Origin of the sequence: Streptomyces asiaticus (assembly GCF_018138715.1) — a bacterium.
Lineage (GTDB): Bacteria > Actinomycetota > Actinomycetes > Streptomycetales > Streptomycetaceae > Streptomyces > Streptomyces asiaticus.
In genome coordinates this window covers 4,247,557-4,271,652 of the sequence record NZ_JAGSHX010000006.1, presented here as the reverse complement: position 1 = coordinate 4,271,652, position 24,096 = coordinate 4,247,557, and the positions used below count along the sequence as shown (strand labels likewise).

21 protein-coding genes are annotated in these 24,096 nt (G+C 72.9%); 14 read left to right on the top strand and 7 right to left on the bottom strand.

Translation table 11 applies throughout. The annotated features are described in order from the left end of the window. Positions 1 to 82 precede the first annotated feature (82 nt). Positions 83 to 1,915, bottom strand: coding sequence for a phosphatidylglycerol lysyltransferase domain-containing protein (locus KHP12_RS25310; protein WP_086883226.1), 1,833 nt, complete (start codon positions 1,913 to 1,915; stop codon positions 83 to 85). 167 nt (positions 1,916 to 2,082) lie between these two features. Here KHP12_RS25310 and KHP12_RS25305 point away from each other — a divergent pair, with 167 nt between their 5' ends. Beyond that, complete coding sequence (locus tag KHP12_RS25305) at positions 2,083 to 3,213, top strand: alpha/beta hydrolase (protein WP_086883227.1); 1,131 nt, start codon at positions 2,083 to 2,085, stop codon at positions 3,211 to 3,213. 73 nt (positions 3,214 to 3,286) lie between these two features. Here KHP12_RS25305 and KHP12_RS25300 read toward each other — a convergent pair whose 3' ends face one another. After that, positions 3,287 to 4,444, bottom strand: a complete 1,158-nt coding sequence (locus KHP12_RS25300) for a betaine/proline/choline family ABC transporter ATP-binding protein (RefSeq protein WP_086883228.1) — start codon at positions 4,442 to 4,444, stop codon at positions 3,287 to 3,289. A 140-nt stretch (positions 4,445 to 4,584) separates the two neighbouring features. On the opposite strand from KHP12_RS25300, the gene KHP12_RS25295 reads away from it, so the two are divergent. The 4 genes from KHP12_RS25295 to KHP12_RS25280 all read left to right on the top strand — a co-directional run bounded on the left by KHP12_RS25295 (position 4,585) and on the right by KHP12_RS25280 (position 8,375). Next, entirely contained in the window at positions 4,585 to 5,268 is a 684-nt protein-coding gene (locus KHP12_RS25295) for an ABC transporter permease (protein ID WP_037964684.1), read from the top strand. Then, positions 5,268 to 6,005 (top strand): ABC transporter permease, encoded by a 738-nt coding sequence (locus KHP12_RS25290; protein WP_086883229.1) that lies wholly within the window; start codon positions 5,268 to 5,270, stop codon positions 6,003 to 6,005. The genes KHP12_RS25295 and KHP12_RS25290 overlap by 1 nt, the downstream gene beginning before the upstream one ends. Positions 6,006 to 6,172: 167 nt before the next feature. Further along, the gene (locus KHP12_RS25285; RefSeq protein WP_086883230.1) at positions 6,173 to 7,132 is read left to right on the top strand and encodes an ABC transporter substrate-binding protein; all 960 of its coding nucleotides are present in this window, start codon (positions 6,173 to 6,175) and stop codon (positions 7,130 to 7,132) included. Positions 7,133 to 7,274: 142 nt separating this feature from the next. Further along, complete coding sequence (locus tag KHP12_RS25280; protein ID WP_167442594.1) at positions 7,275 to 8,375, top strand: coiled-coil domain-containing protein; 1,101 nt, start codon at positions 7,275 to 7,277, stop codon at positions 8,373 to 8,375. 87 nt (positions 8,376 to 8,462) lie between these two features. Here the strand turns inward: KHP12_RS25280 and KHP12_RS25275 are convergent, their stop codons facing one another. Further along, on the bottom strand, positions 8,463 to 9,605 hold the full coding sequence (locus KHP12_RS25275) for an NADH-quinone oxidoreductase subunit D (protein WP_086883232.1): 1,143 nt from the start codon (positions 9,603 to 9,605) through the stop codon (positions 8,463 to 8,465). 756 nt (positions 9,606 to 10,361) lie between these two features. Beyond that, positions 10,362 to 11,489 carry an SAM-dependent methyltransferase gene (locus KHP12_RS25270; RefSeq protein WP_211833823.1) on the bottom strand — a complete coding sequence of 376 codons (1,128 nt, stop codon included), beginning with the start codon at positions 11,487 to 11,489 and terminating at the stop codon, positions 10,362 to 10,364. Between the two features lie 109 nt (positions 11,490 to 11,598). On the opposite strand from KHP12_RS25270, the gene KHP12_RS25265 reads away from it, so the two are divergent. Both KHP12_RS25265 and KHP12_RS25260 read left to right on the top strand, forming a co-directional pair. Further along, positions 11,599 to 12,795: a sensor histidine kinase gene (locus KHP12_RS25265; protein WP_086885679.1), complete on the top strand. Its 1,197-nt coding sequence runs from the start codon at positions 11,599 to 11,601 to the stop codon at positions 12,793 to 12,795. Positions 12,796 to 12,868: 73 nt separating this feature from the next. After that, positions 12,869 to 13,567 carry a response regulator transcription factor gene (locus tag KHP12_RS25260; protein WP_211833822.1) on the top strand — a complete coding sequence of 233 codons (699 nt, stop codon included), beginning with the start codon at positions 12,869 to 12,871 and terminating at the stop codon, positions 13,565 to 13,567. Positions 13,568 to 13,665: 98 nt separating this feature from the next. On the opposite strand, the gene KHP12_RS25255 is transcribed toward KHP12_RS25260, so the two are convergent. The 3 genes from KHP12_RS25255 to KHP12_RS25245 all read right to left on the bottom strand — a co-directional run bounded on the left by KHP12_RS25255 (position 13,666) and on the right by KHP12_RS25245 (position 16,737). Continuing rightward, positions 13,666 to 14,013: an ArsR/SmtB family transcription factor gene (locus KHP12_RS25255; protein WP_086885675.1), complete on the bottom strand. Its 348-nt coding sequence runs from the start codon at positions 14,011 to 14,013 to the stop codon at positions 13,666 to 13,668. Between the two features lie 72 nt (positions 14,014 to 14,085). After that, a complete protein-coding gene (locus KHP12_RS25250) occupies positions 14,086 to 15,168 on the bottom strand; it encodes a DUF5937 family protein (protein ID WP_086885674.1) in 1,083 nt (360 codons plus the stop codon). 333 nt (positions 15,169 to 15,501) lie between these two features. Further along, entirely contained in the window at positions 15,502 to 16,737 is a 1,236-nt protein-coding gene (locus tag KHP12_RS25245) for a threonine aldolase family protein (protein ID WP_086885672.1), read from the bottom strand. Positions 16,738 to 16,883: 146 nt separating this feature from the next. On the opposite strand from KHP12_RS25245, the gene KHP12_RS25240 reads away from it, so the two are divergent. The 7 genes from KHP12_RS25240 to KHP12_RS25210 all read left to right on the top strand — a co-directional run bounded on the left by KHP12_RS25240 (position 16,884) and on the right by KHP12_RS25210 (position 24,012). Beyond that, the gene (locus KHP12_RS25240) at positions 16,884 to 17,819 is read left to right on the top strand and encodes a Rossmann-like and DUF2520 domain-containing protein (RefSeq protein WP_037960486.1); all 936 of its coding nucleotides are present in this window, start codon (positions 16,884 to 16,886) and stop codon (positions 17,817 to 17,819) included. After that, positions 17,816 to 18,787: a pantoate--beta-alanine ligase gene (gene panC / locus KHP12_RS25235; protein WP_211833821.1), complete on the top strand. Its 972-nt coding sequence runs from the start codon at positions 17,816 to 17,818 to the stop codon at positions 18,785 to 18,787. Before KHP12_RS25240 ends, panC begins: the two co-directional genes overlap by 4 nt. Continuing rightward, positions 18,784 to 20,607 (top strand): L-aspartate oxidase, encoded by a 1,824-nt coding sequence (locus KHP12_RS25230; protein WP_086885671.1) that lies wholly within the window; start codon positions 18,784 to 18,786, stop codon positions 20,605 to 20,607. Before panC ends, KHP12_RS25230 begins: the two co-directional genes overlap by 4 nt. Then, on the top strand, positions 20,604 to 21,635 hold the full coding sequence (gene nadC / locus KHP12_RS25225) for a carboxylating nicotinate-nucleotide diphosphorylase (protein WP_086885670.1): 1,032 nt from the start codon (positions 20,604 to 20,606) through the stop codon (positions 21,633 to 21,635). Before KHP12_RS25230 ends, nadC begins: the two co-directional genes overlap by 4 nt. Before the next feature lie 107 nt (positions 21,636 to 21,742). Beyond that, positions 21,743 to 22,540, top strand: coding sequence for a type III pantothenate kinase (locus KHP12_RS25220; RefSeq protein ID WP_020870373.1), 798 nt, complete (start codon positions 21,743 to 21,745; stop codon positions 22,538 to 22,540). A gap of 361 nt (positions 22,541 to 22,901) precedes the next feature. Further along, positions 22,902 to 23,726: a hypothetical protein gene (locus tag KHP12_RS25215; protein WP_210609469.1), complete on the top strand. Its 825-nt coding sequence runs from the start codon at positions 22,902 to 22,904 to the stop codon at positions 23,724 to 23,726. Between the two features lie 103 nt (positions 23,727 to 23,829). Beyond that, positions 23,830 to 24,012, top strand: coding sequence for a hypothetical protein (locus KHP12_RS25210; protein WP_037960495.1), 183 nt, complete (start codon positions 23,830 to 23,832; stop codon positions 24,010 to 24,012). The last annotated feature ends 84 nt before the right edge of the window (positions 24,013 to 24,096 follow it).

Sequence of the window (24,096 nt, the reverse complement as noted above, 5' to 3'; positions counted from 1 at the left end):
CAGCCTAGGCGTAGGCCCTGTCCGGCGGATCTACGCGGGCCCACGAAGATCCACCGGACAGGGCCTGGAGGCGCGTTCTGGATCAGGCCGCCTGCTGGAGCTTCCGGCCCTCGGACAGGTGCCGATGGGCGCAGGGCCGGGGCTCGGGGCGGCGTCCGCGGCGCAGCAGCCGGGGCAGGGCGAGCGAGACGAACCCCTCGGCCTGCATCGCGGCCAGGCCGATCCGGGGCAGGTCGCGGGTGTTGCGGAAGACCACGAAACGCGGCTCCCAGCGCGGCTGGAACTTCGCGTTGAACTTGTACAGCGACTCGATCTGGAACCAGCGGGAGAGGAACACCAGCAGCGCCCGCCAGCCGCGCAGCACCGGGCCCGCGCCCAGCTTCTCGCCGCGCGCCAGCGCCGAGCGGAACATCGCGAAGTTCAGCGACACCCGCTCCACGCCCAGCTCGGGGGCGGCCCGCAGCGCGGCCACGATCAGCAGCTCGTTCATGCCCGGGTCGGCGCTGCGGTCGCGCCGCATCAGCTCCAGCGACATCCCGTCCCGGCCCCACGGCACGAAGTGCAGTACGGCCTTGAGATCCCCGTACGGGCCCTCCTGCGCGCCCTCGTCGGCGGCCTTGTGGGCGGTGGCGATGACCGCGTCCCCGTCCGCCGGGTCACCGATCCGGCCCAGCGCCATCGAGAAGCCGCGCTCGGTGTCGGTGCCCCGCCAGTCGGCGGCGGCGCGCCGGATGGCCTCGAGCTCCTCGGGGCTCAGCTCGGCGGCGCGCCGCACCCGGGTCTGGTACCCGGCCCGCTCGATGCGCTTGACCATCTGGCGCACATTGCGCATGGCGCGCCCGGAGAGGGTGAAGTCCGCCACATCGACGATGGCCTCGTCGCCGAGCTCCAGGGCGTCCAGGCCGGTCTCGCGGGTCCACACCTCGCCACCGGTCTCGCTGCACCCCATCACCGCCGGGGTCCAGGAGTGGGCCCGCGCCTCCTCCATGAAGCGGGCGATCGCGCCGGGCCACGCCTCCACGTCGCCGACCGGGTCGCCGCTGGCCAGCATCACCCCGGAGACCACCCGGTAGCAGACCGCGGCCTTGCCGGTGGGGGAGAAGACCACGGCCTTGTCGCGGCGGAGCGCGAAGTGGCCGAGCGAGTCGCGGCGCCCGTGGGCGGTGAGCAGGCCCCGCAGCCGCTCCTCGTCCTCGGGGGTGAGGCGGGCGGCGGGGTGCTCGGGGCGGAAGGCGAGATAGGCGGTGGTGGCCACGGTCAGCAGGCCCAGGGCGCCGAGGGAGTAGCCGACGGTGTAGTCCGCGCCATGGCGGTAGTCGACCGGCCCCTCGAAGCCGAACAGGCCCCACAGGACGTGCTCCAGCTGCTCGCCGAGCGATGGGCTTCCTTCGATGGTGTCCGGATGGGACCGGACGATGAGCAGCCCCAGGGTGACGCTGACCGCGCCCATACCCACGAAGTTGGCCAGCGCCATCCAGCGGCTGCGGGGGTCAGGCAGCGCCGCGAACTCGGCGCGGTAGCGGATCAGCACCCCCATCAGCACGAGGGAGAGGACCATACCGATGACCGAGTGCCGGTAGAGCAGCTGTGCGGCGGCGCCGACCGGCAGCAGCCCCACGGCCGCGACCCAGGCCCGCCGCTTACGCCGTTTGAGGCCGTGGGCCAGCATCAGCAGCAGCAGACCGACCACGATCGAGGCGGCGGCCGCCAGGGAGCTCACGGCGCCCGGCAGCAGCTCGGCCAGCGCGTGCACCCTGCTGTGCCGCAGCCGGGGGAAGACGATGTCCATCAGCCCGATCAGCATGCACGCGGTGCCGACGCCGGTGGGCACCGCCTCCGGCCTGGGGCCGCGTGGCAGGCGCCGTATCCGGGTGGGAACCTTCCCGGAAGTTTCGGCATCTTGACTGTCAGACATCTGTATTCCCGTCGCTTCGGTCAAGAGGATCTTCGGTTCTGTTGCGCTGCATCCGCACGATTTGTGCCCAGTAAGACGGCGTTTGAAGGAGCGGGGTTCACTCCCAGCCCGACTGGGAGGTTCCCCCGGCGGCACGGGGGGGCCGGCCGCCCGGCAGAAAGATAGTGATGGGTCTCACGAGCAACAACATCGTGATCGCGGCAGCCGTCGCGGCGTTGCTGCTGTTCGCGGCCACGATATGGCTGTGGCCCCGGCTGGCCGGGCGCGGCGTGGCTCCCGTGCTCGGCCGGTTCGGCATGCTACTGGGCACGCAGCTGTCCGTGTTCATGGCGTTCGGACTGTTCGCCAATCAGTCCTTCGGATTCTACGGATCCTGGTCCGACCTTCTCGGTACGCAGGACGAGCCGGGTGTCGTGGTGGACCATGACACCCCGGGCACCCGGGTGCGCGTCACCGAGACCCGCCACCTGGCCATGGACGGCGGCTCCGCGCCCAGGATCGCCGGACGCATCGAGAAGGTGAAGATCCAGGGGCCGGTCTCCGGGATCGCGAGCCCGGCGTACATCTATCTGCCGCCGGAGTACTTCCGGCCCGAGTACGCCCGGCGGACCTTCCCCGCCGCGCTCGTGCTGACCGGGTATCCGGGCACCACCGAGGCGCTCATCAATGGCCTGAAGTATCCACAGCACTCGCACAAGCTGGTCAAAACGGGGAGGATGCAGCCCCTCGTCCTGGTGATGATGCGGCCGACGGTCGCGCCGCCGCGCGACACCGAGTGCGTGGACGTGCCGGGCGGGCCGCGGACCGAGACGTTCTTCACCAAGGACCTGCCCAAGGCGGTGGCCGACCACTACCGCGTGGGCAAGCGAGCCCGTAACTGGGGCGTCATCGGAAATTCCACCGGCGGCTACTGCGCCCTGAAGATGGCGATGCGCCACCCCGACGCCTTCTCGGCGGCGGCCGGGCTCTCCCCCTCGTACCAGGCCCCGATCGACGCGACCACGGGCGATCTCTTCGGCGGCAGCGAGCGGCTGGAGCGGGAGAACGACCTGATGTGGCGGCTGGACCACAAGCCGGCGCCGCCGGTCTCGCTGCTGGTGTCCAGCAGCGAGCACGGGGAGCAGAACTACAAGGACACCGTGCGCTTCGTGAACAAGGTGAAGCGGCTCAACCGGCGCGGGGAGCCGACCCGGATCTCGTCGATCATCCTGAGCACCGGCGGCCACAACTTCAACACGTGGAAGCGGGAGGTCCCGGCCGCCCTGGAGTGGCTCGGCGGCCGTCTCGCCGACCGCTGAGCGTTCCGCTGGAAGTTGTGCTGAGCTGCCGCCGTCGATCGGCTGCGGCGCCGTCGTGGGGAGCCCCGGTGACCTATACGTCGGCGACGGTCTGGAGCTGGACCTCGCCGCGGGCGATGCCGCCCGCATCGGCGTCGATCGAGCGGCGCAGGGCCTCGTGGAGCCGGGCCGGGGTGAGGACGCCGAGGAAGCGGTCCTCGTCCAGCACCGCGATCCAGCCCGCGTCGTGCTGGAGCATCGTGCTGAACGCCTGCTTGAGCGGCGCCCCCACCGGCAGCCACGCCTCCATCCGGCGCGCGTGGTCCCGTACGGTCCCCCGCGCGCTGTCGGCCGCCTCCGCCGGGATCCAGCCGTGCAGCCGCTCCGCGTCGTCCAGGACGACGGCCCAGCGCGCCCCCTCCGCGGCCAGCTTGGCGGCTGCCTTGGAGAGCGGGTCGTCCAGGTGGACCACGGGCGGCTGGGTGAGGTCGCCGGGCTCGATGGGGGTGACCGACAGCCGCTTCAGCCCCCGGTCCGCGCCGACGAAGTCGGCCACATACGGGGTGGCGGGCGCGCCCAGCACCGTGGCCGGGGTGTCGAACTGCTCGATCCGCCCCGAGCCGTAGACCGCGATGCGGTCCCCGAGCCGGACCGCCTCCTCGATGTCATGGGTGACGAAGAGCACGGTCTTGCGCACCTGTGACTGAAGTCGCAGGAATTCGGTCTGGAGATGCTCGCGGACGACCGGGTCGACCGCGCCGAACGGCTCGTCCATCAGCAGCACCGGCGGGTCCGCGGCCAGCGCGCGGGCCACGCCGACGCGCTGCCGCTGACCGCCGGAGAGCTGGTCGGGGTAGCGGTCGCCGTAGACGGACGGGTCGAGGCCGACCAGGTCCAGCAGCTCGGCGGCGCGCTCCCGCCCCTTCTTCCGCTGCCAGCCCAGCAGATGCGGCACGGTCGAGGTGTTCTCCAGCACGGTCTTGTGCGGGAAGAGCCCGACCTGCTGGATGACATAGCCGATACGGCGGCGCAGGGCGACCGGATCCGCCTCGGCGATGTCCTCGCCGTCCACCAGGATCCGCCCCGATGTCGGCTCGATGAGCCGGTTCACCATCTTCATCGTCGTCGTCTTGCCGCAGCCCGAGGGGCCGACGAGGGTGACCAGCTCGCCCTCCGACACCTCGAAGGAGAGGTCGTCCACGGCCGTCGTGCCATCGGCGTAGCGCTTGGTGACATGCTCGAAACGGATCATGGCTCCCCATTGTTGCCGCATTCGTGGCAGACATTGTTGCTGTTGTGTGGCGATCGGACGAGATTGTCATCTCCCGGGGTTAGGGTCACCTGGAATTGTGATGAGCAACCGGCCCGCGACCCGACGGGGGAGGTGAGCGTATGGCCGACGGAAACTGTCTGATCAGTAACGAGTGGATATGCGGTGAGTATGTACGCACACGCGGTCAAGAGCTGACGGACGCGACGCTCGAGCACGTAGGGATCACGCTCGCCTCGGTGGCGATCGGCCTGCTGGTCGCCTTTCCGCTGGCGCTGCTGGCCCGCCGCTGGCGGGCGGTGGCGGGGCCCGTGCTGGGGCTGACCACGATCCTCTACACGGTGCCGTCGCTGGCGATGTTCTCGCTGCTGCTGCCCGTGTTCGGAGTGTCGGCCGCGGTGGTGATCACCGGGCTGGTGCTCTATTCGCTCACGATCCTGGTGCGCAACATCATGGCCGGTCTCGCCTCGGTGCCCGAGGAGGCGCGGGAGGCGGCCCGGGGCATGGGGTACGGCCCGCTGCGGCTGCTCTTCGGCGTGGAACTGCCGCTCGCGCTGCCCGCGCTGATGGCCGGGCTGCGGATCACCACCGTCTCCACGGTCTCGCTCACCACGGTGGGCGCGATCATCGGATACGGCGGCCTCGGCAACCTCATCTACGAGGGCATGCGCAGCTTCTTCAAGGCCGAGGTGCTCACCGCCTCGGTGCTGTGCGTGGCGCTGGCGGTGGTGGCGGATCTGCTGCTGCTCGGCCTCCAGCGGCTGCTGACGCCGTGGGCACGCAAGAGTCGGAAGGGCACCACCTGATGGACGTCGTCGCCAAGGCGTGGACCTGGCTGGCCACCGGGTCGCACTGGGCGGGCCCCGACGGGGTGTGGCACCGGCTGGGCCAGCATCTGTTCCTGACCTTCGTCTGCCTGGCGATCTCCTGCGCGGTGGCGCTGCCGATCGCCGTGGCCCTCGGCCACATCGGCAAGGGCGGCGCGCTCGCGGTGAACATCTCCAACGCCGGGCGCGCCGTGCCCACCTTCGCCGTACTGGTGCTGTTGCTGCTCAGCCCGCTGGGGACGCACGGCCAGTGGCCCACGATCATCGCGCTGGTGCTGTTCGCCATCCCGCCGCTGCTCACCAACGCCTATGTCGGGGTGCACGAGGCGGACCGGGAGGTCGTGGAGGCGGCCCGCGGCATGGGGATGACCGGCGGACAGCTGATCCGGCGGGTCGAGCTCCCGCTGGCGTTCCCGCTGATCATGACGGGCGTACGGACGGCCGCGGTGCAGGTCGTGGCCACCGCGACGCTGGCCGCGCTGCCCGGCGGCGGCGGTCTCGGCCGGATCATCACGGCGGGCTTCCGGCTCACCGACACCCCGCAGGTGGTGGCCGGCGCGGTGCTGGTCGCGGCCCTCGCGCTGGTGGTCGAGGGCGTCTTCGTGCTGCTGGGCCTGGTGCTCGACCCGATGCGGCGCAGGACGGGGCGGCGGTCGACCGCGGCCCGGCGCCCGCCCGCCGACCAGGCGCCGGCCTCACCGGCGCTCACGACGTAGAACCCGCGGGCCGAGCCCTCCCGCGACCGGGCGCAAAGGCGTGCGGACACCCAGGGCGTACAGCGCGGATGACGCATAGATCGCGGACGACGCGGAAAGCGCGGATGGCGCGGAATGCGCCGACAACGCGGCCACACAACCGCGGCCACAACAACGGATGGGGAACCATGGATAAGATCAATCGCGCGGCGGTCGCCGTGGCGGGGGTCGCGGCGCTGGCGGCCGGGCTGACCGCCTGCGGCGGGGACAGCCTGGAGAAGTCGAGCGGCGGCGACAGTTCCGGTAAACCGGGCAAGGGCTCGCTGGTGATCGGATCCGCCTCCTTCTCCGAGTCGAAGATCCTCGCGGAGCTGTACGCGGGGGTCCTGAAGGACGCCGGCTATTCCACCTCGATCAAGACGGTGGACGCCCGTGAGCTGTATGAACCGGCCCTGGAGAAGGGTCAGATGGATGTCGTGCCGGAGTACGCGGCGACGCTGGCCGAATTCCTCAACCAGAAGAAGAACGGGTCGAATGCCGCCCCGGTGGCCTCCGCGGACGTGACCAAGACGGTCGCGGCGCTGAAGAAGCTCGCCGAGCCGCGCGGGCTGAAGGTGCTGGAGCCGGGGAAGGCCGTGGACCAGAACGCCTTCGCGGTCAGCGCTGACTTCGCCAAGAAGCATGGTCTCAAAACGCTCTCCGACCTCGGGAAGTCCAAGCAGAAGATCACCCTGGCGGCGGGCGACGAATGCCCCAAGCGACCCTTCTGCCAGCCGGGTCTGGAGAAGAAGTACGGCATCGACATCGCCGGGATCGACCCGCTGGACATCGGCAGCGTCCAGGCCAAGCAGGCCGTCAAGGACGGCAAGGACCAGATGGTCCTGACCACGACCACGGACAGCACGCTGGATCAGTTCGGGCTCGTGCTGCTCGGCGATGACAAAAATCTCCAGAATGCCGACAACGTACTTCCCGTGGTGAATGCGAAGTCCGCCGGTTCACAGAAGATCGCGGACTCGCTGAACAAGCTCACCAAGGTGCTGACGACCGCCGATCTGAGGGAACTCAACAAGAAAGTTGACGCCGAGCGGCTCAAGCCGGGGGATGTCGCCGACGACTACCTGCGGGCCAAGGGGCTGGTGAAGTAGGATCAAATCCCCGCTCGGGAGGGCTTGGCAAGGGTTCGGCACGGGATCTCGGCCGCACAGCCGCCGTATTTGCCAACGGATTGACAACAGATCTGGCCCGGCGGGCACCCAAGCGACCCCTTGACGCGGTAAGTTTCGGGCCATGCCACGTGGACGCCACCGCCAATCCCCACCCCTGCACAGGCTCCTCCCCTCCGCTTCGGTCGCAGTCGCGTCAATAACCTGCGCCGCCGGTGCCTGGCTGGTCGGCGACACGGTCGTGATCCGTGGGCTGGCCGCGACCGCGGCCGGCGCCGCGGTCGTCGGCGCCTATCTGATGCGCCGTTGGGACCGCTCGGCCGGTCGCCGGGTCGCGGAGGCCGCGAGCGAGACCGCGCGCCAGGAGATGAAGTACGAGGAGCGGATCGCGGAGCTCGAGGCGGACGCCGAGAAGGCGAGCGAGCTCCGCGGCGCGCTCAACACCCGGCTGCGCGCCAAGCGCGCCGAACTCGCCCGGCTCCGCAACGAGCACGCCGAGCTGCTGCGCCGCTACGCCACGGCCGAGACCGAGCGGGCCAGCGCCCTGGAGGGCCGCCGCCGGCTCGCGCTGGAGGCCGCGTCCCCGGCGAAGGCGCTGGAGGCCGCCGGGTCGGCCGGGTCGGCCCGGTCCGCCGGGTCCGCCGACTCCGACGACGAGCCGGACGAGATCCCCACCGGGCTGCCGTCGGCCGCCGCGTACGCCAAGGCCGACGAGGCGCTCAGTCGGCTCAGGGAGAGCGCCCGACGGCAGAAGGAGCGGCGGGAGCAGGCCGCCGCCGCGGCCGCCAAGGCCGAGGCTCCGGAGCAGGACCCGGAGCGGAACGCGGAAGGTGACGACCGTAAGGGCCCGCGCGAGAGCCGGGGCAAGGACGGTGCCGCCACGCTGGGGAAGCCCCCGGCGGCCGGCGGGCAGGACGACGACGGCCCGCAGGAGCCGCGCGCCCACGCCCGTACGGCCGCCTCGGCGGTGGTGCCGTATGCCGCGGCACGCCGGGCCGCCTCCCGTTCGGAGAGTGGCTTCGACTACTTCGGCACCCAGAAGAAGCAAGCGAAGAAGCAGAAGCGGGAACCCGAACCGGCCGCCGAGGAGGACCTCGCGGATGTGATCGGCGACGAGACCCTTGCGGAGACCAGGAAGGGCGCGGTGGGCGAGGTCATCGACCTGACCGCGCACGACGAGACGGAGCAGATCGACCTCGGGGAGCTGCGCAGCGCGATCTCGTGAGGGATCACCCGCGCGGCTCGCCCGCGTATTGATCGGCCCCGCGTGCCGATCGCCTACTTGTCGATTATTTGTCGATGTCGCCGACGACTATTTGTCGATGTCGCCGACGACGAAGAAGAGCGACCCCAGGATCGCCACCATGTCGGCGACGAGCGTGCCTGGCAGCAGCTCGGTGAGCGCCTGGATGTTGTTGAACGACGCCGAGCGGAGCTTCAGCCGGTACGGCGTCTTCTCGCCCTTGGAGACGAGGTAGTAGCCGTTGAGGCCGAGCGGGTTCTCGGTCCAGGCGTAGGTGTGGCCCTCGGGCGCCTTGAGCACCTTCGGCAGCCGCTGGTTGATCGGCCCCGGCGGGAGCTCGTCCAGCCGGTCCAGACAGGCGTCGGCCAGCGCCAGCGAGGCGTGCGTCTGCTCCAGCAGGCATTCGAACCGGGCGAGGCAGTCGCCCTCCTCGCGGATGGCGACCTTGAGGACGTCCTGGAGCTCGGCGTAGGCCAGATACGGCTCGTCGCGCCGCAGATCGAAGTCGACGCCCGAGGCCCGGGCGATGGGGCCGCTGACCCCGTACCCGTGCACCGTCTCGCGGGCCAGGACGCCGACGCCGCGGGTGCGGCCCCGGAAGATCTCGTTGCCGAGCACCAGGTCGTCGTACACGCCCATCCGCGAGCGCACCTCGGCCACGGCCTGCCGGGCCCGGCCCAGCCAGCCCGCCGGGAGGTCGTCCTTGAGGCCGCCGACCCGGTTGAACATGTAGTGCATCCGGCCGCCGGAGATCTCCTCCATGACGTGCTGGAGATCCTCACGCTCCCGGAACGCGTGGAAGATCGGCGTGATGCCGCCCAGCTCCAGGGGGTAGGAGCCGAGGAACATCAGGTGATTCAGGACCCGGTTGAGCTCGGCGAGGAGGGTACGGGTCCACACCGCGCGCTCGGGGACCTCCATGCCCAGCATCCGCTCGACGGCGAGCACGACGCCGAGTTCGTTGGAGAAGGCGGAGAGCCAGTCGTGACGGTTGGCGAGCATGATGATCTGGCGGTAGTCGCGCGCCTCGAAGAGCTTTTCCGCGCCCCGGTGCATATAGCCGATGACCGGCTCGGCGCTCTGGATCCGCTCCCCGTCGAGGACCAGCCGCAGCCGTAGCACTCCATGGGTGGAGGGGTGCTGTGGGCCGATGTTGAGCACCATGTCCGTGCTCTCGGCGGCGCCGCCGATGCCGACTGTCGTCTCCGTCATGCGTACCAGTCTCTCAGCTGCCCGGCGGGGCCCCTGCTGGGTGCGCCTGTCCGGCGGGTCTTTCCCCTCCCCGCCCCTTCCCGATACCAAGGGCTCCGCCCCTGGACCCCGGGCCTGGGGGCGGAGCCCCACCCTGCGGCGGTGCCGCGTATCGGTGCTTTCCTCGGCCTGCCGCTTCCCGTGCGGTAGCGATTTGTGGCTCGGTCGCGTGGCAGGGGCTTCGCCCCTGGGGCCCGGGGTCTGGCGGCGGTGCCCCTAGGGGCGGTGCCTCCAGACGGCGGAGCCGCGTATCGGTGCGTTCCCTGCCCCGCCGCTTCTCGGGCGGTAGCGGCTTATGGCTCGGTTGCGTGGCAGGGGCTTCGCCCCTGGGGCCTGGGGGCGGGGGCGGAGCCGCCAGGGGCGGTGCCTCCAGGCGGCGGTTGTCCGCATGCGGGCGGTGCCCACCCCGTGGCGGAGCCGCGTATCAGTGCTTTCCGCGCCCCGCCGCTTCTCGGGCGGTAGCGGCTTGCGGCTCCGGTCGTGTGGCAGGGGCCCCCTCCTGGGCCCGGGGTCTGGCGGCGGTGCCCACCCCGTGGCGGAGCCGTGTATCGGTGCTTTCTCTGCCTCGCCGCTTCTCGGGCGGTAGCGGCTCGCGGCCCCGGTCGTGTGGCAGGGGCTTCGCCCATGGCTCCCGGGTCTGGGGCGGAGCCCCAGTTTCGGGAAGGGGCGGGTAGGGGAAAGGAGCCCGCCGCAGGCGGCAAGCTCCGCCGGGCACCCCTACGGCCGGAGCACGTCGTGGGGCAGGTTCACCGGATGCAGGAGCCAGGTGAAGGCGCCCAACCCTGCGGGGTCGGTCAGCTCCGCGGCCTCGCCCGCCGCGCTCAGGGCGCGGACGTAGGCGGTGGGGTCGGTGGAGGCCAGGGCGAGCGGGGGGCGGCGGGCGTCGAGGCCCAGGGCGCGCAGCGCCTCGCGCTGCGTCAGCAGCCCGGCGCCGGGCCTGCCCGCGCCGGCGGGCGCGTCCGTCGCAGTGGCGGGCGCGTCCGTCGCGCCGGCGGGCGCCTCCATCGCGGCGCCGGGCGCGTCCGTCGCGGTGGCGGACGCGTCCATCACGGCAGCGCACGCGTCCATCGCGACATGTGCCGTCAGATCGCAGGACCCGTCGGGCACGGGCCGGACCTCCCGCCCCTCGCGGAAGCCGGTCAGCGTGCCGAAGGGAGGCCGGGTGGCGCGTTCGTGGGCGTAGTCGACGGCGACCGCGAGGCCCGCCCGCAGGGAGCCGACGGCCCGCGCCCAGGCCGCCTCACGGGGATGGCCGATCTCGGCGCGCAGCCCCGGTTCGGCGCCCGCCAGGGGCCACCAGCGGGCCAGCCACGCCGCGTCCGCGCCGTCCACCGGGTCGCCCAGCCGCTCGGTGCCGTCCAGGGAGGCGAGATCCACCTCGACCCGGCGGGGCACGCCGTCCGCGTCGGTCTCGGCCACGTCCACGGGCACGTTGTCGAGCCACTCATTGGCGAACAGCAGCCCCGCGCACCCCTCCGGCGGGGCGTCGAGCCAGTCGATCCGCCCGTCCAGGCCCGCCGGCCGCGCCGCCCGCTCCACCGCGTACGGACGCAGCCGCCCGCCCAGCCCGTGCGGCAGACCGGGGGCCAGGGCGAGCACCCGTGTGAGCAGCTCACCGCGGCCGGCGCCCAGGTCCACCAGCGCCACCTCGGCGGGGTGCCCCAGCGCCTCGTCCACCCGGCACAGCAGCTCCGCGACCGCCCGCGCGAACAGCGGTGAGGCATGCACCGATGTACGGAAATGCCCGGCCGGGCCCTCCGGGCGGCGGAAGAAGCCGCCCGCTCCGTACAGCGCGCGTTCGGCCGCCGTACGCCATCCGCTCCACTCATGCTTCTCACTCGCCACACCGCCACGCTATGCGGAGTGGTCTCCACCTTGGGGAGTAGGGCCGGGGGTTTCGGATCGCCCCTCGGGCTGACCCGGGAGGGGTCCGGCGATGCCTACGCTGGGTGACGTGCAGCGCCTCTACGAATTTCTCCGCAGGCATCCGACAGGGGTGGACACCTTCTGGGCCGTCCTCCTTGTCGCTTCCGGGTTCCTGTGGCTCGTGGAGGCGTCGCTGGGCCGGGGCTCCCGCGTGGCGGGCGTGCCGATCGTGCTGGCGCTGGGGGCGACGGTCGCGCTGCGCCGCCGCGCCCCCGAGAAGATGCTGGTGCTGGCCATCCTGTGCGGTCTCGCCCAGATGGCCGCGAACGTCCAGCCCAATGTGGCCGACTTCGCCATGCTGGTGATCGTCTACACGGTGGCGGTCACCTCCTCGCGCCCGGCCTCCCGCTTCGCGCTGGGCGTGGCGATCAGCGCGGCCCCCCTCGCCACCCTCCGCTGGCCGCACTCCCAGCAGGGCTGGTGGGAGGACGTGGTCTCGGCGGTCTTCGTCTCCATCCCCTTCGTCCTGGCCTGGGTGCTCGGCGACTCGATCCGCACCCGCCGCGCCTACTACGCGCAGCTCGAGGAGCGGGCCGCCCGGCTGGAGAAGGAGCGCGAGGCGCAGTCGAAGGTCGCGGTGGCCGCCGAGCGCGCCCGGATCGCACGGGAGTTGCACGACGTCGTGGCGCACAACGTGTCGGTGATGGTGGTGCAGGCGGACGGCGCCGCGTACGTCCTGGACTCCTCGCCCGACCAGACCCGGCAGGCGCTGGAGACGATCTCCGGCACCGGCCGCCAGGCGCTCGCCGAGATGCGGCGGCTGCTGGGCGTGTTGCGCACCGGGGAGCCGGGCGAGGAGAACGACTACGTACCGCAGCCGGACGTCGAGCAGATCGACGAGCTCGTGGAGCAGGTGCGCGGCGCCGGGCTCCCGGTGGACTTCAAGGTCGTGGGCAGCCCGCGCCAGCTCCCCAGCGGGGTCGAGCTGACCGCGTACCGGATCGTGCAGGAGGCGCTCACCAACACCCGTAAGCACGGCGGCCCGGACGTGGGCGCGAGCGTCCGCCTCACCTACTTCGACGACGGGCTCGGGCTGCTGGTCGAGGACGACGGGCGGGGCGCGCAGCGCGAGATGTACGAGGACGGCGGCGCCGACGGCAGCGGTCATGGTCTGATCGGGATGCGGGAGCGCGTCGGCATGGTGGGCGGCACGCTCGACGCGGGCCCGCGACCGGGCGGCGGCTTCCGGATCAGCGCGCTGCTGCCGCTGAAGCCGGTTCGTTGAGCCATCTGTCCGTTGAGCCATCTGATTCGTGCTGTAGGCCGGCTGTCAGGCCAGAGGGAAGGGACCGTCCGGGATGTCGATCCGCGTCATGCTCGTCGATGACCAAGTGCTGCTGCGCACCGGCTTCCGGATGGTGCTCGCGGCCCAGCCCGATATGGAGGTCGTCGCCGAGGCGGGCGACGGGGTGGAGGCGCTCCAGGTGCTGCGCTCCACCGAGGTGGACGTCGTCCTCATGGACGTCCGGATGCCCAAGCTGGACGGGGTGGAGACGACCCGGCGGATATGTGAGCGGGACGGGGCGCCGAAGGTCATCATCCTGACCACGTTCGACCTGGACGAGTACGCCTTCTCCGCGCTCAAGGCCGGGGCGGGCGGCTTCATGCTCAAGGATGTGCCGCCGGCCGAGCTGCTCGGGGCGATCCGCGCGGTGCACAGCGGTGACGCGGTGGTCGCGCCCAGTACCACGCGCCGGCTGCTGGACCGGTTCGCGCCGATGCTGCCGGGCAGCGGAGCCGGTGGGGGCCGGGCCCGTCCGGAGCTGGACCGGCTCACCGACCGGGAGCGCGAGGTGGTGATGCTGGTCGCGCAGGGGCTGTCGAACGGCGAGATCGCGGCGCGGCTGGTGCTGTCCGAGGCGACCGTGAAGACTCATGTCGGCCGCATCCTCACCAAGTTGGAGCTGCGGGACCGGGTGCAGGTGGTGGTGATGGCCTACGAGACCGGACTGGTCCGGGCCGGGGGGCCGACCGGACCGACCGGACCGACCCGCTGAGGCGGCGTCCTTACGGGCGTCCTTACGGTTGAGGCGGCGTCCTTACGGTTGGCAGCGCCGTCTTACGGTTGGCAACGCCGTCTTACGGTCGGCGCCGCCTACCGTGTGTCCTCGCCGTTCCGTGGCCGCTCGCGGAGGACCAGGTCGAGCAGTCCGGGGAAGCGCTGGTCGAACTCGGGGCGGCGCAGCCGGTTGACCCGCTTGGGGCCCAGGTCGCGCTGCTCGATCAGCCCGGCCGCGCGCAGCACCGAGAAGTGGTGGCTGAGGGCCGCCTTGCCCACGGGGACGTCGAAGGTGCCGCAGGTGTGCTCCCAGTCGGCCGCCGTGGCGAGTTCGCGGACCAGCTGGAGCCGTACGGGGTCGGCGAGCGCCGCGAGCGCGGTCTGCACGGGGACGTCGTCGGGGTGGGTGTGGAGCGGCGCGGACCGGTGGCTTCGGTTGCTCATCGCCGCTCCTCCGCCGTTCGCCGCTCCGACCGCGTTCACCGTGCGGTGGACATTTTAGGCGGGGCCGGTGCCCTATCGCAGAACGCTCTCCAGGAAGTCGCTGCCCAGCCTGGCCACCGACGGCAGGTCGAGCTGGTGCAGCACATAGCGGCCGCGGCGGCGGGTGGTGAGCAGACCGGCCTTCTTCAGCACGGCGATATGGCGGGAGACCTCCGGGGGCGTGATGCCGTACGACTCGGAGAGCTCACCGGTGGTGTGCGGGCCGCGGGCCAGGGTGCGGCACAGCCGCATCCGCATCGGGTGGGCCAGGGCCTCGAGGCGGCGCTGGACGAGCTCCAGGGCGGCGGGCGGGGGCAGCTCGGGCGTGGCGACCGGGTACTGGATCACCGGGCGCCAGCCGGGGGCGTGCAGGACGACGAGGTGCGGCCAGCCGAAGGCGGTCGGGATGAAGGTGACGCCGTCGCCGTACGCCGTCGTACGGCCGCCCGCCAGCTTGTCGACCAGGATGCTGTCCCCGTCCTCGGACAGCGACAGCGCGGCGGAGGCCGACGCCAGCGCCTCCGCGAGCCCCTTGCGCTGGAGCAGCTCGGCCTTGTGGCGGGCGTCGGCGGCCAGCTGGAGCCGCACCCGCCGCCAGGTGTCGGCGAAGAACGCCTGGTCGCAGTCCTCCAGCAGCCGCCGCAGCCAGACCCGCAGGCCGTCCGGGTCCTCCAGCATGCGGTCGGTGAAGGCCGCCTGCCGCGGCCCGCGCGCGGCCGCCATCTCCCGGACCCGGGCCCGTTCACCCGCGTCGACCAGCGGCGAGGGGGTTTGCCGGGTGTACGAGGGGGAGCAGGCGATCTCGAAGGCGGCCGCCACGAACGTCTCGTCGTCGATCCGGTCCAGCGCGTCCAGCTCCTCGGCGAGCGTCGCCCCGGGGGCGGCCGGGAGCAGCAGATCGGAGCGGGCGGTGCGCCACAGGAAGTCCGCCTCGCAGAGCCGGTCCGCGAGGTCCGGCTTGAGCGCCGAGGCGGTGGCGGTGGCCCAGCCGTGCAGCCCGGGGTGGTGGCCGGGCTCGGACAGCACATGGAGCGCGGCGCCCAGCTCGGCGAGCGGGGACGGGCTGAAGACGATGCGCTCGGGCGGCAGCCCGGCGATGTCGATGACATTGGCCATGGATTCATGGTGCGCGAGCGCGGGCCCGGCGTCCCCCTCGTTTGACGCCCCTCGTCAAACGGCGTGACCGGCGCCCGGGGCCGGGCGGACCGTCGAGCCATGTCCCTCACCGAGCAGTACGCACTCGACCTCTACCGGGCTGCCCAGCGCGGCGAGCCCGCCCCGCCCGCACCGGGCCCGCACGACTGGCGCACCCTGCGGGAGCTGCGGGAGTACCGCGACTTCCGGGCCGTGACGGAGGGCCGCCCGGTCCGCCGCCGCGGCCGTCGTGGCCGCCTTACGGATGCCCTGCGCTCCATAAGGGCGGTCGGGGAGGTGTTCGCGCGGCGCCGGTCAGCCGTTCCCGTCCGTGAGCCCGGGGGCCTCCGTGAGCTCACGGACCCGGGTGAGGAAGGCACCGGCCGCGGCCGTGACGTCGTCGGCCGTCCACTCGAGTGCGGATGAGGCGACCGTCAGCTCCGTCGTGGCCAGGCCGGGCGGCCCCGGCTCCCGCCAGCGACGGAACAGCACCGTCCGGGTCTCCTCCGCCAGCCGCACCCCCGCCTCGTCCAGCACCGCCGCCGGATACGGCAGCCACACCTGGAACTGGTGGGTGTGCGGCACCTCCGGGTGCACCCGGGACCACCCCACCCCCGCGGCCGTGAACGCCGTCCGCAGCGCCTCGGCCACGACCCGCGCGTGCGCAACGTACGACGGCAGCCTCGGCAGCTCGTGGTCCAGGCCGTCCAGCGCCGCCAGCGCCACCGGCCACTGCTGGAAGAGCTGGCCGCCGTACCGGTGGCGCCACGCCCTGGCCTCGGTCACCAGGGTCTCGGGCCCGGCCAGCGCCGCTCCCGAGAGGCCGCCGAGCGACTTGTAGAAGGACACATAGACGGAGTCCGCCAGGGCGGCGATCTCCGGCAGCTCCCGGCCGAAGTGCGCCGTGCACTCCCACAGCCGCGCCCCGTCGAAGTGCACCACCGCGTCCCGCTCCCGGGCCGCCGCCACGGCCGCGACCAGCTCGTCCCACTCGGGCAGCACGAATCCGGCGTCGCGCAGCGGGAGTTCGAGGGCGAGGGTGCCGAACGGCTCGTCCAGGCCCCGGATCTCCTCGGCCGTGGGCGGCCGCGGCTCGCTGGTCGGACGCACCGCGCGCAGCCCGCTCACCGTCAGATACGCGTCCCGCTCGTGCACGTCCAGATGGGCCAGCGGATGCAGCGCCACCACCGGACTGCCGGTGCGCCCCGCCCAGCAGCGCAGCGCGACCTGCTGCGCCATGGTGCCGGTGGGGAAGAACGCCGCGGCCTCCATGCCGAGCAGCTCGGCGACCCGCCGCTCCAGCTCCTCGACGATGCCGTCGCCGTAGATGTCCACCCAGCCGTCCCCGTCGTACGACGCGGTGTCGGCCGTAAGGGCGGTCGTGAGGGCGGCCAGCCGCTCGGCGATCCGCACCTCGGCGGGCCCGCGCGCGAGCGTCCGCTCGGCGCCGTGCCAGGCCGCGAGGCGGCGCGCCCGCGCGGCCCGCTCCGTCCCGCCGCCCGTGCCGTCCATCTCGTCTGTCTCGTCTGTCTCGTCCGTCCCGTCCGTCATGGGCTGATCATGTCGCACGCCTGTCCATCGGACCACAGAGTTGTCCACAGGCCCGGGCATGCGGCCAAACCCCCCGGAAACACTCGCGTAGCATGGCGGGGAATCGTCCGGTACCCCTGAGGACTGGAACGGAAGGCCGTTGCCGCGTGAACGCTCAACCACTGCCTGAGCCGCAGGACCGACCTGCCCGGCTCACCGTCGGGGTCGTCGGCGCGGGCCGCGTCGGCCCGGCCCTCGCCGCCTCGCTGAGACTCGCCGGGCACCGCCCGGTCGCCGCGTCCGGTGTCTCCGACGCCTCCGTGCGCCGGGCCGCCGCCCTGCTTCCCGAAGTCCCCATCGTGCCGCCCTCCGAGGTGCTGGCGCGGGCCGAGCTGGTGCTGCTCACCGTCCCCGACGACGCGCTGCCCGAGCTGGTCGGCGGCCTCGCCGAGACCGGTGCGGTGCGCCCCGGTCAGCTGCTGGTGCACACCTCGGGCCGCTACGGCGTCAGCGTGCTGGAGCCCGCGCTGCGGGCCGGTGCGCTGCCGCTCGCGCTGCACCCCGTCATGACCTTCACCGGCACCTCGGTGGACGTCCAGCGGCTGGCCGGCTGCTCCTTCGGCGTCACCGCGCCCGAGGAGCTGCGGCTGGCGGCCGAGGCGCTGGTCATCGAGATGGGCGGGGAGCCCGAGTGGATCGCGGAGGAGTCCCGCCCGCTCTATCACGCCGCCCTCGCCATCGGCGCAAACCACCTCACCACGCTGGTCGCCCAGTCCCTGGAGCTGCTGCGCGCGTCCGGGGTCGAGGCCCCCGACCGGATGCTCGGCCCCCTCCTCGGCGCCGCGCTGGACAACGCGCTGCGCAGCGGCGACGCCGCGCTCACCGGTCCGGTGGCGCGCGGCGACGCGGGCACGGTCGCCGCCCATGTCGCCGAGTTGCGGCGGCACGCCCCGCACGCCGTCGCCGGCTATCTGGCCATGGCCCGTACGACCGCGGACCGGGCGCTCGCGCACGGTCTGCTCAAGCCGGAGCTCGCCGAGGACCTGCTGGGCGTGCTCTCGGACGTGACCGACGCACGGGGCCGGGGAGGTAGTGAGGCATGAGTCCGAAGCTGTGGACCAAGGCGCTTCCAGGGGAGCCGGATGTGGAGCTGTTCCGTCATCGCCCGGATCTGGACGCGGCGCTCGCCCACTTCGCCGTGCCGGGGCGCACGGCCGTCGTGATGACCATGGGCGCGCTGCACGACGGGCACGCCTCGCTCATCCGCGCCGCCCGCGCCCGGGTGGGAGCCAAGGGCATGGTGACCGTCACCGTCTTCGTCAATCCGCTCCAGTTCGGCGCGGGCGAGGACCTCGACCGCTATCCGCGCACCCTCGACGCCGACCTCAGGGTGGCGGCCGAGGCGGGCGCGGACATCGTCTTCGCCCCCACCGCCGAGGAGGTCTATCCGGGCGGCGAGCCGGGCGTCCGGATCACCGCCGGGGCCCTGGGCGAGCGCTACGAGGGCGCCTCGCGCCCCGGCCACTTCGACGGGATGCTCACCGTCGTCGGCAAGCTGCTCCATCTCACCCGCCCCGACATCGCCTTCTTCGGCGAGAAGGACGCCCAGCAACTGTCGCTGGTCCGCCGGATGGTCCGCGATCTGAACTTCCCGGTGGAGATCGTCGGCGTCCCCACCGTCCGGGAGGGCGACGGGCTCGCCCTCTCCAGCCGTAACCGCTATCTGACGGCCCAGGAGCGGGACACCGCGCTGACCCTGTCCCGGGCGCTGTTCGCGGGGCGCGACGCGGGGCTGCTGGCGGCCGGGGAGGGTCCGGCCGGGTCCGAGGAGCACGAGCTCATACGGGTCGCGTCGCCCGCCGCGGTGCGGTCCGCGGCGCGGACGGTGCTCGACGAGGCGGCGGGGCTCGAACCGCCGCTCGTCCTGGACTATCTGGCCCTGGTCGACCCCGCCGACTTCACCGAGGTCTCCGACGGACACACCGGCGAGGCCGTGCTGGCCGTCGCCGCCAAGGTCGGCGCCACCCGCCTGATAGACAACATCCGCCTGTGGGTCGGAGCCGCCCGATGACCCGTCCGACCGGGCACCCGGCGGCCGAGGTCGCCGCCCCCGCCACCGCCCTGCGCGCCCCCGCCCCCGGCTGGGCCACCGAGGCCGATGTCGTGGTCGTCGGCTCCGGGGTCGCCGGGCTGACCGTGGCGCTGCGCTGCGCCGCGGCCGGGGCCAGGGTCACCGTGGTCACCAAGGCCCGCCTGGACGACGGCTCCACGCGCTGGGCCCAGGGCGGCATAGCCGCCGCCCTCGGCGAGGGCGACACCCCCGAGCAGCACCTGGACGACACCCTGGTGGCCGGTGCCGGGCTCTGCGACGAGCAGGCGGTGCGGACGCTGGTCACCGAGGGCCCCGACGCGGTGCGCCGGCTCATCGCCACCGGCGCCCGCTTCGACGCCGACGACGTGACGGGCGAGATCCAGCTGACCCGCGAGGGCGGCCACCACCGCCGCCGGATCGCCCACGCGGGCGGCGACGCGACCGGCGCGGAGATCTCCCGGGCCCTGGTCGAGGCGGTCCGCGCGGCCGGTATCGAGACCGTGGAGAACGCCCTGGTGCTCGATCTGCTCAAGGACGGCTCCGGCCGGGCGGCCGGGGTCACCCTGCACGTCATGGGCGAGGGCCAGCGGGATGGCGTGGGCGCCGTAAGGGCGGACGCGGTCGTGCTCGCCACGGGCGGCATGGGCCAGATCTTCTCCGCCACCACCAACCCCGCCGTCTCCACCGGCGACGGGGTCGCGCTCGCGCTGCGCGCGGGGGCCGAGGTGAGCGATCTGGAGTTCGTACAGTTCCATCCCACGGTGCTGTGGCTGGGCCCGGAGGCGGAGGGCCAGCAGCCGCTGGTCTCGGAGGCGGTGCGCGGCGAGGGCGCCCACCTCGTGGACGTCGGCGGGGTGCGGTTCATGCGCGGGCAGCACGAACTGGCCGAGCTGGCGCCCCGTGACATCGTCGCCAAGGGCATCATGCGGCGGATGCGGGAGCGCGGCGCCGAGCACATGTACCTGGACGCGCGCCACTTCGGGGCCGAGATGTGGGGGCGGCGCTTCCCGACCATCCTCGCCGCCTGCCGCGCCCACGGCATCGACCCGGTGACCGAGCCCATCCCGGTCGCCCCGGCCGCCCACTACGCGAGCGGCGGGGTCCGCACCGATCTGCGCGGCCGCACCACCGTCCCCGGTCTCTACGCCTGCGGGGAGGTCGCCTGCACCGGCGTCCACGGCGCCAACCGCCTGGCCTCCAACTCCCTTCTGGAGGGCCTGGTCTTCGCGGAGCGCATCGCGGAGGACATCACCGCCGGGGCGGAGTCCACGGGGGCGGAGTCCGCCGGGGTGGAGTCCACCGGGACGGAGCCCGCCGGGACCGGGCGACGCGAGCGGCCCGCGGAGCGGACCGGGCCATCGGCTCCCGCCGCTTCCGGCGACGCGCCCCTGCTCGCCTCCGAGGCCCGCTACGAGATCCAGCACATCATGACCCACGGCGCCGGGGTGCTCCGCTCCGCCGAGAGCCTGGCCCGCGCCGCCGACCGGCTGGACCGCGTCCAGGACGACGCCGTGACGCAGCTGCGGCGGGACGGCAAGACGGCCGAGCCCGGGGTCGAGACCTGGGAGGCCACCAACCTCCATCTCGTCGCCCGGGTCCTGGTGGCCGCCGCGCTCCGCCGCGAGGAGACCCGCGGCTGCCACTGGCGCGAGGACCGCCCCGAGCGGGACGACGCCGCCTGGCGCCGCCACCTGCTGGTCACCCTCCGCCCGGACGGCGCCCTCGATGTCCGTGCCACGGACTCCGAAGCGTTTCCCCCATCGACCACCCCCCGAGCCGAGACGGAGTCCCGCCCGTGAGCAGCAGCACTTCCGAAGACCGTCAGCCACCCGTGTCCCTGCCGCTGCTCCAGATCGGCGGCCCCGGTGCGGGGGGCGGCTGCGGCGACGCCTGCGGCTGCGGCGGTGACGACGGTGAACTCGACCCGATGGAGTGCGGTCTGGACCCCGATCTGGCCGAACTGCTGATCCGCGCCGGACTCGACCCCGTCCAGGTCGAGGACATCGCCCATATGGCCATCGAGGAGGACCTCGACCAGGGCGTGGACGTCACCACCGTGGCCACCGTCCCCGAGGACGCCTTCGCCACCGGCGACTTCACGGCCCGTGAGGCGGGCACCGTCGCGGGGCTGCGGATCGCCGAGGCGATCCTGTCCGTGGTCTGCACGGACGAGTTCGAGGTCGAGCGGCATGTCGAGGACGGCGACCGGGTGGAGCCCGGCCAGAAGCTGCTCAGCGTCCGCACCCGCACCCGCGACCTGCTCACCGGCGAGCGCAGCGCGCTCAATCTGCTGTGCCGGCTGTCCGGTATCGCGACCGCGACCCGTGCCTGGGCCGACGCCCTCGAGGGGACGAAGACCAGCGTCCGTGACACCCGTAAGACCACGCCGGGGCTGCGCGCCCTGGAGAAGTACGCGGTGCGCTGCGGCGGCGGGGTCAACCACCGGATGTCGCTCTCGGACGCCGCGCTGGTGAAGGACAACCACGTGATCGCGGCGGGCGGTGTCGCGGAGGCGTTCGGCGCCGTACGGGCCGAGTTCCCGGATGTGCCGATCGAGGTGGAGGTCGACACCCTGGAGCAGATCCCGCCGGTCCTGGCGGCGGGCGCGGATCTCATCCTGCTGGACAACTTCACCCCGGAGCGGACCCGCGAGGCCGTCGAGCTGGTCGCCGGGCGCGCCGCGCTGGAGTCCTCGGGACGGCTGACGCTGGCCAACGCCCGTACGTACGCCGAGACGGGTGTCGACTACCTGGCGGTCGGCGCGCTCACCCACTCCTCCCCGATCCTGGACATCGGCCTGGACCTGCGCGAGGCCGAGGAGAAGTAAGCGATGCTCCTGACCATAGACGTCGGCAATACGCGCCCGCCCGTCGCCCCACCCACCACCCCAGGGCTCGACCTCGGCCGTGAGCCCGACCGGAAGCGGTGCCGCCCATGCTGTTGACCATTGACGTCGGCAACACGCACACCGTGCTGGGCCTCTTCGACGGCGACGAGATCGTCGAGCACTGGCGGATCTCCACCGACGCCCGCCGCACCGCCGATGAACTCGCCGTACTGCTCCAGGGCCTGATGGGCATGCACCCGCTGCTCGGCGAGGAGCTGGGTGACGGGATCGCGGGCATCTCCATCTGCTCCACCGTCCCCTCCGTCCTCCACGAGCTGCGCGAGGTGACCCGCCGCTACTACGGCGATGTGCCGTCCGTCCTGGTCGAGCCGGGCGTGAAGACCGGTGTGCCGATCCTGGTGGACAACCCCAAGGAGGTCGGCGCCGACCGGATCATCAACGCGCTGGCCGCCGTGGAGCTCTACGAGGGCCCGTGCGTGGTGGTCGACTTCGGCACCGCGACGACCTTCGACGCGGTCAGCGCGCGCGGGGAGTACGTGGGCGGGGTGATCGCGCCGGGCATCGAGATCTCGGTCGAGGCGCTGGGCGTACGCGGGGCGCAATTGCGCAAGATCGAGCTGGCCCGCCCGCGCAGCGTGATCGGGAAGAACACGGTGGAGGCCATGCAGTCCGGCATCCTGTACGGCTTCGCGGGCCAGGTGGACGGAATCGTCCGCCGTATGGCGCGCGAGCTCGCCCAGGACCCCGAGGACGTCACCGTGATCGCCACCGGCGGTCTGGCGCCCATGGTGCTAGGAGAATCCTCAGTGATCGATGAGCATGAGCCCTGGTTGACCCTGATCGGCCTCAGACTGGTCTACGAGCGGAACGTCTCGCGCGGCTGAGCACCGGTGATCAGCTCTTCACCTGCTCTTCACCTGGGTGCTCGACCGCATTGACGGCATTCCGAAACGAATTCCCGCACTCGGGATTCGTCCTGCGCGACTGATCGCTCTTCGCCAATGAGGCAAGGGGTGGTCAAGGGAAAGACGGCACATCGAATTCCGTATTGACAAGCGGAACGGCCGTCGACCATGTACACCGGCACCCGGATGCGACGGTCCGCCCCCGGGTGCCGGGTCCGGACGGGACCGCCTCGGCGCGGTCCCGTCCGGCGCTTCCCCCGTATGGCGGCTCGGCGTCCGCAACGCGCCGCACCGTCCTGCGCTCAGCGAAAATTGTCCGCTTAGCACTTAAAGTCGCCCCATGCCCACGCCATATGGATCCCGCGGCGGAATGGCGTTCAGTGCGGATGAGCTGCGTGTGCTCCGACGCGCCCTCGCCATCGCCCTCCAACCCGACCCCGTCACCCCCTCCGCCGGCCCCCTCGGCCCGGACCGGGCGGAGGAGGTCCAGGACTGTCTCCGGCTCGCCGAGGCCGTGGACGAAGCGGTCCGCGAGGGCGGGCGGCTGCGAGCGTTCCTGCTCGACGAGCTCGCCCGCTACCGCGCCGCCCTGCCCGGCGCAGCCGTCGGCTATCTCGAGCACCTCCAGGGCGCCCTGGCGGCCGGTTATGAGCCGCTGGCCGAGGATCTGGCCGCGCTCCGCGCGCTGTGCGGGTCGGCCGCCGGGGGCGGTGAGGCGACGCGCCGGCGCGCGCTGCTGAGCCACTGCGAGCGCCTTGCCGAGCGGGGCGTACGCGCCCGGCTCGCGGAGCGCGCCGGTGAGCGCGCCGGTGCCGTCGGCGCCGCCGTGGAGCCGCGTACGCCCCCCGTGGCGCCCCGGCTGCGCGCCCTGCCCGGCGGGGTCTCGGCGGCGTCCGGGACGGCCGCGCAGGGGGCCGCCCGGAGGGGGCCCGGGGCCGCGCTCCAGTCCGACGAGCAGAAGCGTGAGCCCCGTAAGAAGCCCACGCCGCCGGAGCACGGCGACCGCGAGGAGCCGAAGCGGAGGGAGCCGGGCCGCCGGGCGCCGCGCCCGGGGCGTCCGGTGCCCACGCCGGCGGAGGTCTTCCCGCCCAAGCGCCGCCGCCCCTCGCCGCCCCCGGAGCACGAGTCGAGGCTCGCGTCCGGCGCCGGGACCCGCTCCGCCTGACCTGCCGCCCCGCGGGCGCCCCGCCCGGGACCGGTGCCCGGCTCCGGGAGGCCGCGACGCGCCGCGTAATCTGGTGGTCTCGAGCAAAAGGAGGCCGAGAGCCATGGATTACGTCTCCGCGCTGGTCCCGCCCGTGGTGATGGCCGTTGCCTTCACCGCGCTCATCGTGACGATGGTGAAGAGCCAGGGCGGCGCCAACAAGTCCAAGGAGGACGCCGCGGTGGACGCCGCGCTGGCGGCCCACGCCGAGGCCGAGCGCCCGGCGCCGGAGCGCGAGACCTCCTGATCGGACCGATCACGCCGGACCACGCCCCGCGGACGCGTCGCGTCCCGGGGCGTGCGGCTTTTCCCGTCCAACCGTCCAACCCGC